Genomic DNA, 10483 nt, shown 5'->3' with positions numbered 1-10483 from the left:
AGAGGGCGTAGTCGGTCACCCCCTGCACCAGCAGGCGGAACTGCTCCTCGCTGGTGCGCAACGCCTCGCGCGCCGCCAAGCGTTCGGTCAGATCCCGGGTGACCTTGGCGTAGCCGATGACCTCGCCGGACGGGGAGCGGATGGCGTCGATCAGGACGTGGGCCCAGAACCGCTCTCCATTCTTGCGCACCCGCCAGCCCTCGGCGCTGAAGCGGCCATCTCGCCGTGCGGCCTCGAGGGCCTTCTCGGGTTCTCCGCTGATGCGGTCCTCTTCCCGATAAAAGCGCGAGAAGTGCTCGCCCATGATTTCTTCGGGCTCATAGCCCTTGATCCGCCGCGCGCCCTCGTTCCAGCTCGAGACGTGGCCCTCAAGGTCGATCATGTAGATCGCGTAGTCCGTGACGCCCTGGACGAGGTGGCGGAACTGCTCCTGACTCTCGCTCAGCGCCTGCTCCACCTGCCGCCGTTCGGTGACATCCCGACCATAGGCAAAGACCAGACCTTCCTCGAGCGTCGTGTGCCACTCGATGCGGTGGTAGGTCCCATCGAGCGCGAGAAAGCGATTTTCGTAGTTGAACAGTTCTTCATTGCCCAGGGCCCGGGCGAGGGCGGACTGGCTGTTCTCGATGTCTTCGGGGTGCATGAAATCGCTGAAAGGCCGCCCGATGACCTCGTGTGGCTCATGGCCGAGGATGCGCGTCCAGGACGGACTGACGGATCGAAAGATCCCCTTGGCATCAACAACTACGATCAGATCGCGCGAGACGCTCCAGATGCGATCGGCGCGCCGCTTCTCGTTGCCAAGGGCGACGATCTTGGCGAGCGCTCCGGCGATCTGGCCGGCGGCAAGCTGGGCGATGTTCAGGATGTCGGTATCTTGACCCCGATAGGGGCTCAGGCCGAGAACGAGCACGCCGGCCGGCTTGCCGGTGCCAAGTACGGCAATAGCTGTGGCGATGGCCTCGATCGGTGGCCGGTCCCACTCGCCCATTGGCCAGGCCCGGTCCGGTTCCAGAGCCATGAACTCTCCCGCGATATCCGCCTCTGCGAGGGAAGTCTCGGCAACTTCCTCGGCAAGACGCATTTCCACGAAGGGAAAGTCCCGGCGATTGGTGGAAAAGGCCGATTGAACCGCGGCATGAAGCCCCGAAATGTCGCTGGCCGTTGCAAGCGCATCTCCCAATTGCCGCAGGGTTTCGAGGCGCCGCTCGCTGATGATGCGCGCCGTCTCCTCGGTGACGACACAGAGCAGCCCACCCACTGTCCCGTTGGTCTCAAAGAGCGGGCTATAGGAGAAGCTATGATAGGTTTCCTCGGGAAATCCGCTGCGCTCAAGCAGCAGCAGAAGCGCCTTGTTCGAGGTGGCTTCCCCCGCTTTCACCAGCGCGACCTGATCCGCGACGTCATCGTAAACCTCCGACCAGACTTCCCGGAAGGGTTGGCCGAGCGCGTTGGGATGCTTGATGCCAAGGGTCGGGATATAGGCGTCGTTGTAAAAGAACAGCAGATCCGGCCCCCAGCCGAGCCACATCTCGAAGCGGGAGGTCAGGAGCATGCGGAGCGGTATTTTGAGAGCGTCGGGCCAGTTCCGGGGATCGCCGAGCGACGTGTCGGTCCAGTCTCGTGCCCGCATGGCTCGGGCCATTGTGCTTTCGCCAGGAAAAATATCGGCTAAGCCATCGATATCGCTACGCACAGTCGCCCCTTATGCCATCGCGCCTAAACGTCTTCGCCCTGATTTGGTTGCATCGGTCCATGCGCAAACCAAAGGAACCGGATTCCGGCGTCAGTCGTTCGGTGAGGAAAGGACGCGGCAATGGATGAAACGGATGAGACCGCCTATTTCGGATTTACCGGTCCGATAGAGCCGGCCGGTGTCGGCAGGCTGGCGGGGGCATTGAACTCAGCGGTCAACAGTGGCGTCTCGCTGGTCCACCTCGCCTTCAGTTCAAGCGGCGGCTATGTCGCCGATGGGGTCTATCTCTACAATCACATCAGGGCGCTGCCGCTGCAGCTCGTGATCTACAATACCGGCTCGGTCAGTTCCATTGCGGTATCGGTCTTTCTCGCCGCCCAACAGCGCTATTGCTCCACCCATGGCATGTTCATGATCCATCCGACCACGATGGGCCAGTCCGAGGGGCTGACGGCGCGCCGCCTGCAGTCAACGCTGGATGCGGCGCTGGCGGACGATGATCGCACCGACAATATCCTGCGTGAGCGCAGCCGGATTCCCGAGGACGTACTCGCGGCGCGACGTCACAGCGAGATCTACATCTCGCCCGTGCAGGCAGTGAACTATGGACTTGTCGATGCGGTGCGCGAATTTTCGCTGCCAGAAGGGCAGCAGATCATCCAGATCTAGATCGTCTTTTTCCAATTTGTGACCTCCCTGGGCGGAGGCGGTCTAGCCGCCACCGCCAGTCGCTATATTATTTGCGGTCAGGATTGTTCTGGTCGGGACGGTTCTGTTGGCCGCCGGCCTGATCCTTGCGAACCTGGTCGCTGTCTTGGCGGCCCTGCTGGTTTTCGCCGGACTGCTGGCCACCGGCTCCGCCCTGGCGGTTCCGATCCTGGTCCTTGCCGGCGTCGTCGCGCTGGTTGTCCTGGCGGTTCTGCTGGCCGCCTTGCTGACCTTGCTGGTTCTGGCCCGACTGCTGGCCACCCTGTGAACCCTGACGATTGCGGTCAAAGTCCTTGTCGTCGTTGTTGTTGTTTTGCATGGGAGATCCTCCTCCGGTTCTCCGGACCTCAAGGTCCGGCTCCTAGCCAACGGGTGGGGGAGTCACGTGTTCCGACGAAGTGATCGACGCCAGAAAACGTGATCGAGGGCCGATCGCGCCTGCAAAGGCCGGATCAAGCGATGCCCTTGCCCCCGGTCACGCCAAACACTTCCCCGGTGATGAAGCTTGCTTCCTGCGAAGCGAGGAGAACATAGACCGGGGAGAGCTCGACCGGTTGCCCCGGCCGGCCGAAGGCGCTGTCCTCGCCGAAGGTCTCGACCTTTTCCGGAAATTGCCCGCCGCTTGGTTGCAGCACGGTCCAGAAGGGGCCGGGCGCGACGACGTTTACCCGGATGCCCTTTTCGATGAGCTGGGCGGAAAGCGCCTTGGAATAGGCAACTATGCCGGCCTTGGTGGTCGCGTAGTCGAGCAGGTGTGCCGATGGCTCATAGGCCTGGATCGACGCCGTCGTGATGATCGAGGCGCCCGGCGGAAGATGGGGAACGGCCGCCTGCACCAGCCAATGCAGGGCATAGAGGTTGGTCTTGAGCGTGCGGTCAAAGTCCTCGCTCGACACCTCGGCGACCGATTTTCGCGCCTGTTGCCTCGCGGCGTTGATGACGAGGATGTCGAGACCACCCAATTGCTCGACCGCGTCTTCAATCAGGGCCTTGCACACCGCCTCGTCGGACACATCGCCCGGCAGTGCCACGCCTTTTGTGCCGGCCTTGTCGATGTAGCCGAGCACTTCTTCAGCATCGCTCTCCTCGGCTGGCAGGTAGTTTATCGCCACATCGGCGCCTTCCCGGGCATAGGCAATGGCAGCCGCCCGGCCGATGCCGGAATCCCCGCCGGTGATCAGCGCCTTGCGGCCAAGCAGTCGGCCAAACCCCGCATAGCTTTCCTCGCCATGGTCCGGCACCGGCCGCATCTTGCTCACGAGGCCCGGAGGCGACTGGGGCTGTTGCGGAAAGGGCGGCGCCGGAAATTGATATCGGGGGTCTTGCATGGTGAAACGGTCGGCCATCTGAAACTCCTCTTCGATCGCCAACGTGGCAAAGAGGTAGGGCGTTCCCTCAACTCACGGAGGGCCGGGTTCATCGCGCATCAATAGGTGCAGCGCCCCCCCGAGAGATCGAAAACCGAGGCGGTGGTAAAACTGTTCTCCTTGGAGACGAGCCAGGCGACCATCGCCGCCGCTTCGTCGACTTCGAGAAACCGGCCGCGCGGGATGCGGGTCAGCATGTACTGGATGAACTCGTCCGTCAGGGTGTCGAGGATGCGGGTCTTGGCCGTCGCGGGGGTAATGGCGTTAACGGCGATGTCGAAGCCGGCCAGTTCCTTGCCGAGGGATTTGGTCAGGCCGATGACCCCCGCTTTGGCCGCCGAATAGGCGGAAAGGTTGGGATTTCCTTCCTTGCCGGCCACCGAGGAAATATTGACGATGCGCCCATAGTTGCGCGCCTTCATCGCCGGGATGACGACCTTGTTGACGTAAAATGTGCCGTTGAGATTGATCTCGACCACGCGGCGCCATTCCTCGGGGTCATAGTGTTCAAGGCTCGCATTATTGCCCGCGACACCTGCCGAATTGACGAGGATCGAAACGCCGCCAACCTCGGCCTCGACCCGCGCATGGGCTTCAGTGAGCCCATCGAGATCGACGATATCGACCACCTGGCTCGACGCCCCTGCGCCCAGCGCGTCGACTGCCTTTGCCAGCGTTTCCGCATCGCGGTCCCAAAGGCTGACTTTCGCGCCGGAATCGAGGATACGCTTTGCCATGGCAAAGCCCAGGCCCTGCGCGCCGCCAGTGATGACGGCCACCTGGCCATTGAGGTCGATCTGATTCATCTGCTCTCTCCTTAACCGCCGAACCCTCATGGGTCTCTTGGGGCGGGCTAGTGCCGGAGGTCGTTGCCTTGGCGCTGCAAAGGTAGCGGCAAGCGCCAGCGAAAAGCCAGAGGCAACAGCGGGATATCAGGAGAAAGAGCAGCTCGGAGCATGCTCCGCGCCAGGCGAGAACTTCGGCGCTCGCGGGAATTTTTCCGGGTGGATGGAAGAAATCCCATCTTCCATCCGTATACATGACGTGCGAATTCGCACGTCATGTATTCTTGAGTAATTCTGACAATAGATTGCCGAACTGATTTCGTAAAATGCGTTCGGCTCAGTGTTTATAACAGCTTTGTGGTGCTGTTGTGACTATTGCGCCGGGGTTTGTGCAATTGCGCTCCTGATGAAATTGGGCTTTCGTGTGGCTCAAGCCTTCCAAACATCTATTTCGAGAAGGCGCTATTCAGGAACGGAGAGAACGCTAATGCACACTTCACTGACCCGCATTGCCGCAGCGCTTGCCGCTACGACCATGCTCGCCGGTGTGGCCAATGCCGAGACCATCCGCTGGGCCCGCTCATCGGATGCGCTCACGCTGGACCCGCATTCGCAGAACCAGGGCAACACGCACACGCTGGCCCACCACATCTATGAAACGCTGGTCGGCCGCGACAATGCCGGCACCCTGACGCCGCGCCTCGCTACCGAATGGGCCCTCAAGGAAGGCGACGACACCGTCTGGGTGTTCAAGTTGCGCGAAGGCGTCAAATTCCACAACGGCGCCGACTTCACCGCCGAAGACGTGGTCTACTCGATCGAGCGCGCCAAGAGCGAATTCTCGAACATGAAGCAGCTCCATTCCGTGGTGGAAGGCGTGACTGCGGTCGACGACTATACCGTCGAGTTCCAGATGGCCGGCCCTTCGCTCATCTACCCGAACAACCTCACCAACACCTTCATCATGGACAAGACCTGGGCCGACGAGAACGATCTCGCCGTCGTGCAGGATTTTGCCAGCGGCGCCAGCAACTATTCCGTCCTCAACACCAACGGCACCGGCCCATACACGCTCGTGTCGCGTGAAGTCGACGTGAAGACCGTGCTCGCGTCCAACCCGGAATGGTGGGGCGACGCTCCGGCTGTGACCGGCGTCGAATACCTGACCATCGCCGATGCGCAGACCCGCATCTCGGCCCTGCTCTCGGGCGAAGTCGACATCGTCCAGGACGTGCCGCCGCAGGACATCGAGCGTCTTTCCTCGACCGAAGGCTTCAAGGTCGAAACCGGCCCGGAAAACCGCTTCATCTATTTCGGCTACAAGTTCGGCGAAGAGCCGCTGAAGTCGTCCAACATCACCGATAGCAACCCGTTCAACAGCCCGCTCGTGCGCGAAGCCATGGAACTGGTGCTTGATCGCGACGCCATCAAGCAGGTCGTGATGCGCGGCCAGTCGATCCCGACCGGTATCCCCAACCCGCCGTTCGTGGCTGGCTGGACCGAAGAGCTCGACGCCTATCCGGCGCCGAACGTCGAACGCGCCAAGGAACTGATGGCTGAAGCCGGCTATGCCGATGGCTTCACCGTCACGCTCGACACGCCGAACAACCGCTATGTCAATGACGAAGCGATCTCGACCGCCTATGTCGGCATGCTCGGCCAGATCGGCATCCAGGTGACCCTGGCCTCGCGCCCGGTTGCCGAACATTCCCCGATCATCCTTGCCAACGAGAGCGACTTCTATCTCCTCGGCTGGGGCGTTCCGACCTTCGACAGCGCCTATGTGTTCAACGATCTGGTGCACACCAAGACCGACACGCACGGCACCTATAATGTCGGCCTCTACGTCAATCCCGAACTCGACGAGAAGATCATCTCGCTCGGCACCGAGAGCGACCAGGCGGCCCGCGATGCGACCGTTGCCGACATCTGGGCCACCGTGAAGGCCGACCGCGTGCTGCTGCCGGTGCACAACCAGGTGCTGGCCTATGCAATGCGCTCGGGTGTGACGCTGCCGGTTCAGCCGGAAAACCAGCCGAACATGACCACGGTCACCTTCGAGTAAAGCGCTGAAATATCGGGCCGCCGCGTGGAGTTTACCCTCTCGCGGCGGTCCGCCGCCTGAAGCGCGTTCCGATCCCAAGGGATCGGCCGGTTGCGCTTTAGCCTTTTTCTGGCGCGTGTCCTTGTCCTGAAACCGGAACCACTTTCAGGAGACACGCTGTAAGGGGCGCCCATGCTCGCCTTTATCGCCCGACGGCTGCTTCAGTCCGTCATCGTCATGCTTGTCGTGGCGTTTATTGCCTTCCTTGTCTTCCGCTATGTCGGTGATCCCCTGGCAAACCTGCTCAGCCAGGATGCGACCATGGCCGACTATGAAGAGGCGCGCGAACGCCTCGGGCTCAACCAGCCCTTCTACGTCCAGTTCTACCATTTCGTGGTCAACGCCCTGCAGGGCCAGTTCGGCGTGTCCTATCGCCTGCAGCAGCCCGTCAGCCAGTTGATCCTCGAACGCCTGCCGGCCACCATCGAGTTGGCCGTCGCCTCCTCGATCATCGCGCTGGTCCTCGGCGTCTTCCTCGGCGTCTATACCGCCCTCAAGCAACGCGCCTTTTCGACCGGGGTTATCATGACCCTGTCGCTGATCGGCGTGTCGCTACCGACCTTCCTCATCGGCATCGGACTGATCTACATTTTCGCCGTCGAACTAAAATGGCTGCCGTCCTTCGGCCGTGGCGAGGTCATCCAGATCGGTTGGTGGCGCACGGGTCTCCTTACCCAATCGGGCCTCCGTTCGCTCATCCTGCCGGCGATCACCCTCTCGCTCTTCCAGTTGACGCTGATCATGCGCCTTGTGCGCGCGGAAATGATGGAGGTGCTCCGCACCGACTATATCCGTTTCGCCAGGGCCCGCGGTCTCAGCTCGCGCGCCATCAATTTCGGCCACGCGCTGAAAAACACCATGGTGCCGGTGATCACCATTACCGGCCTGCAACTCGGCTCCGTCATCGCCTTCGCCATCATCACCGAGACGGTGTTCCAGTGGCCGGGCGTCGGTTCGCTCTTCGTCAATTCGGTTGCCGCGGTCGACGTGCCTGTCATGGCCGCCTACCTCGTCTTCGTCGCACTGGTTTTTGTGATCATCAACCTCATCGTCGACATCCTCTATTTCATCGTCGATCCGCGCCTGCGCGACGGCGCCAAATCCGGGAGGTAGCATCGTGACCGATCTGCCCCAGTCCCCCGAGCAGCCGGTTCCCGCTGCAAAGACCTCGCGCTGGAAGAGCTTTTGGCGCTCGGACATCGTTTGGTCCTATCGCCGCTCGCCGGTGACGGTGGTCGCCTCCATCGTCGCATTCCTCCTGATCTTCATGGCGGTCTTTGCCCCGCTCCTGGCGCCCTACAATCCGTTCAACCCGGCAACCCTCAATCTCATGGACGGTTTCACGCCGCCCAATTCCAATTCGATGGGCGGGCGCTACTTCGCGCTCGGCACCGATAGCCAGGGCCGCGACGTGCTTTCGACCATCATGTATGGCTCGCGCGTTTCGCTCTTCGTCGGCGCCATGGCAACGCTCTTTGCCATGGTCATGGGCGTCGGCCTCGGCCTCGTCGCCGGCTATGTCGGCGGCCTTTGGGACGCGGTCATCATGCGCGTAGCCGACGTGCAGCTCTCGTTCCCCGCCATCCTCATCGCTCTTCTGATCTTTGGCGTTGCCCGCGGCATCATTCCGCCCAACCAGCAGGAAGGCGCAGCCATCTGGGTGCTCATCATCGCCATCGGCCTTGCCAATTGGGCGCAGTTCGCCCGCACGGTGCGCGGCGCGACCATGGTCGAGCGGCAGAAGGATTATGTGGCGGCGGCGCGCATTCTGGGCGTCAATCCGTTCATCATCCTCCTCCGCCATGTGCTGCCCAATGTCGTCGGGCCAGTGCTCGTCATCGGCACCATTGGCCTCGCGCTCGCCATCATCGAAGAAGCAACGCTGAGCTATCTCGGCGTCGGCGTGCCCCCGACCCAGCCCTCATTGGGAACGCTGATCCGTATCGGACAGCAGTTCCTCTTCTCCGGAGAGTGGTGGATCCTGCTCTTCCCCGCCATCACGCTGGTGCTGCTGGCGCTCTCGGTCAACCTCCTGGGTGACTGGCTGCGCGACGCCCTCAATCCGAAGTTGCGCTGATGACCACACCTGTCCTTTCAATAAGAAATCTCGTCGTCGACTTCCCGTTCCATGACGAGGTTTTCCGCGCGGTGAACGGTGTCTCCTTCGACATCATGCCCGGCGAAGTCGTCGGCGTGGTCGGGGAATCCGGCGCCGGCAAGTCGATGACGGGGTCAGCCGTCATCGGCCTCATCGAGCGGCCCGGCCGCATATCGAGCGGCGAGATCCACCTCAAGGGCGAGCGCATCGATAATCTGAGCGAGCCCGAAAAAGCCAAGCTGCGCGGCAAGCGCATCGGCATGGTGTTCCAGGACCCGCTGACGAGCCTCAATCCGCTCTACACAGTTGGCCGGCAGCTCGTCGAAACCATCCGCGCCCACCTGCCGCTCAATGAAACCGAAGCACGGCAGAAGGCCGTGGACCTCCTCACCGAGGCCGGCATTCCCAAGGCCGCCGAGCGCATCGACTCCTATCCGCATCAGTTCTCGGGCGGCATGCGGCAGCGCGTGGTGATCGCGCTCGCTATCGCCGCCGGACCCGAACTGATCATTGCCGACGAGCCGACCTCGGCCCTCGACGTCTCGGTGCAGGCCCAGATCATCAAGGTGCTGAAAAAGCTCTGCACCAATCACGGCGCGGCCGTCATGCTCATCACCCACGATATGGGCGTCATCGCCCAGACGGCCGACCGGCTGGTGGTGATGCATCACGGCAAGGTGGTCGAAACCGGCACGGTGGGCGACATCATCCGCCGTCCGCGCGAGCCCTATACCGTAAAACTCATCGACTCGATCCCGACGATCGAGCGCAAGGAGGGCCAGATCGCCACGGCCACGCCGGCCAATGACGACAGCGCCTATGTGCAGGTGAAAAGCCTCGTCCGCGATTTCGAACTCGGCCGCGGCAGCTTCACCAAACTCCTCCCCGGGAAGGTAGAAATGTTCCGGGCCGTCAGCGACGTCAGCTTCTCGATCCCCAAGGGTCAGACTTTTGGTCTCGTGGGCGAGAGCGGCTCGGGCAAGTCGACCTGCGCGAAAATGATCGTAGGGCTCGTGCGTCCATCCTCGGGGCACATCACCGTCGATGGCCACGACATCTGGGCCGGCGGCGCCGGCCATCAGGAACGCCGCAAGCGCGTGCAGATGATTTTCCAGGACCCCTATGCCAGCCTCAATCCGCGCTGGCGGGTCAAGGACATCATCGCCGAGCCCATGCGCACCCTCGGGCTCGCGCGCAACAAGACCGAAGTCGAGCATCGCGTCGCCGAATTGCTCAACAAGGTACGTCTCGATCCCTCCGTCATGCGAAAATTCCCGCATGAATTCTCCGGTGGCCAGCGCCAGCGCATCGCCATTGCCCGTGCTCTCTCGAGCCAGCCCGAGTTCATCGTCTGCGACGAACCGACCTCGGCCCTCGACGTCTCGGTGCAGGCGCAGGTGCTGGACCTGATGAGCGAATTGCAGTCCGAATTCGGGCTCACCTATCTCCTCATCAGCCACAACCTCGCCGTCGTGCGCCAGATGTCGACCTCTGTCGGCGTGCTGCACAATGGCGTTCTTGTGGAGCGCGGGCCAACCGACGCGATCTTCGACAGTCCGCAGGCCGAGTATACGAGAATGCTTCTGGACGCTGTTCCAGACATCTCCAAAGTCGCCTGAGCGAGGCGTGCATGAGATGAAGTCCCTCGAAGCACAGCGACGCAGGCACATCATCGATTGCACAATAACGGTGCTGGTGCGCGACGGCGTCGCCGGCACCTCGCTC

9 protein-coding genes and 1 pseudogene are annotated in these 10483 nt (G+C 62.1%); 5 read left to right on the top strand and 5 right to left on the bottom strand.

Going from position 1 to position 10483, the window contains the following annotated elements:
• On the bottom strand, positions 1–457 hold a 457-nt coding region (locus ABW043_RS22880), incomplete at its 3' end, for a PAS domain-containing protein (RefSeq protein ID WP_502908577.1).
• A gap of 45 nt (positions 458–502) precedes the next feature.
• Positions 503–1531 (bottom strand): annotated as a pseudogene (locus ABW043_RS22875) (PAS domain-containing protein); the annotation flags it as partial.
• Between the two features lie 285 nt (positions 1532–1816).
• On the opposite strand from ABW043_RS22875, the gene ABW043_RS01295 reads away from it, so the two are divergent.
• Entirely contained in the window at positions 1817–2365 is a 549-nt protein-coding gene (locus ABW043_RS01295; RefSeq protein ID WP_353919436.1) for an ATP-dependent Clp protease proteolytic subunit, read from the top strand.
• Positions 2366–2432: 67 nt separating this feature from the next.
• On the opposite strand, the gene ABW043_RS01290 is transcribed toward ABW043_RS01295, so the two are convergent.
• From ABW043_RS01290 to ABW043_RS01280, 3 genes are all read right to left on the bottom strand, one after another.
• Entirely contained in the window at positions 2433–2723 is a 291-nt protein-coding gene (locus ABW043_RS01290; RefSeq protein ID WP_353919435.1) for a hypothetical protein, read from the bottom strand.
• A 133-nt stretch (positions 2724–2856) separates the two neighbouring features.
• A complete protein-coding gene (locus ABW043_RS01285) occupies positions 2857–3750 on the bottom strand; it encodes an SDR family oxidoreductase (RefSeq protein WP_353919434.1) in 894 nt (297 codons plus the stop codon).
• Positions 3751–3830: 80 nt separating this feature from the next.
• Positions 3831–4577 carry an SDR family NAD(P)-dependent oxidoreductase gene (locus ABW043_RS01280; RefSeq protein ID WP_353919433.1) on the bottom strand — a complete coding sequence of 249 codons (747 nt, stop codon included), beginning with the start codon at positions 4575–4577 and terminating at the stop codon, positions 3831–3833.
• 466 nt (positions 4578–5043) lie between these two features.
• Between ABW043_RS01280 and ABW043_RS01275 the strand changes: the two genes are divergently transcribed.
• From ABW043_RS01275 to ABW043_RS01260, 4 genes are all read left to right on the top strand, one after another.
• Positions 5044–6621, top strand: coding sequence for an ABC transporter substrate-binding protein (locus ABW043_RS01275; protein WP_353919432.1), 1578 nt, complete (start codon positions 5044–5046; stop codon positions 6619–6621).
• 171 nt (positions 6622–6792) lie between these two features.
• Positions 6793–7773, top strand: a complete 981-nt coding sequence (locus tag ABW043_RS01270) for an ABC transporter permease (protein ID WP_353919431.1) — start codon at positions 6793–6795, stop codon at positions 7771–7773.
• Between the two features lies 1 nt (position 7774).
• A complete protein-coding gene (locus tag ABW043_RS01265; RefSeq protein ID WP_449396902.1) occupies positions 7775–8737 on the top strand; it encodes an ABC transporter permease in 963 nt (320 codons plus the stop codon).
• Positions 8737–10377: an ABC transporter ATP-binding protein gene (locus ABW043_RS01260; RefSeq protein ID WP_353919430.1), complete on the top strand. Its 1641-nt coding sequence runs from the start codon at positions 8737–8739 to the stop codon at positions 10375–10377. The genes ABW043_RS01265 and ABW043_RS01260 overlap by 1 nt, the downstream gene beginning before the upstream one ends.
• Positions 10378–10483: the final 106 nt, after the last annotated feature.

Source organism: Devosia sp. (assembly GCF_040509215.1).
Taxonomy (GTDB): Bacteria; Pseudomonadota; Alphaproteobacteria; order Rhizobiales; family Devosiaceae; genus Devosia.
Note: the sequence above shows the minus strand (reverse complement) of the source record. Positions and strands in the feature narration are given on the sequence as shown.

Bases quoted from the DNA above. Each gene is read 5' to 3' on its own strand.
- ABW043_RS01290 (WP_353919435.1), bottom strand. From the start codon at position 2,723: ATGCAAAACAACAACAACGACGACAAGGACTTTGACCGCAATCGTCAG.
- ABW043_RS01280 (WP_353919433.1), bottom strand. From the start codon at position 4,577: ATGAATCAGATCGACCTCAATGGCCAGGTGGCCGTCATCACTGGCGGC.
- ABW043_RS01285 (WP_353919434.1), bottom strand. From the start codon at position 3,750: ATGGCCGACCGTTTCACCATGCAAGACCCCCGATATCAATTTCCGGCG.
- ABW043_RS01295 (WP_353919436.1), top strand. From the start codon at position 1,817: ATGGATGAAACGGATGAGACCGCCTATTTCGGATTTACCGGTCCGATA.
- ABW043_RS01275 (WP_353919432.1), top strand. From the start codon at position 5,044: ATGCACACTTCACTGACCCGCATTGCCGCAGCGCTTGCCGCTACGACC.
- ABW043_RS01260 (WP_353919430.1), top strand. From the start codon at position 8,737: ATGACCACACCTGTCCTTTCAATAAGAAATCTCGTCGTCGACTTCCCG.
- ABW043_RS01270 (WP_353919431.1), top strand. From the start codon at position 6,793: ATGCTCGCCTTTATCGCCCGACGGCTGCTTCAGTCCGTCATCGTCATG.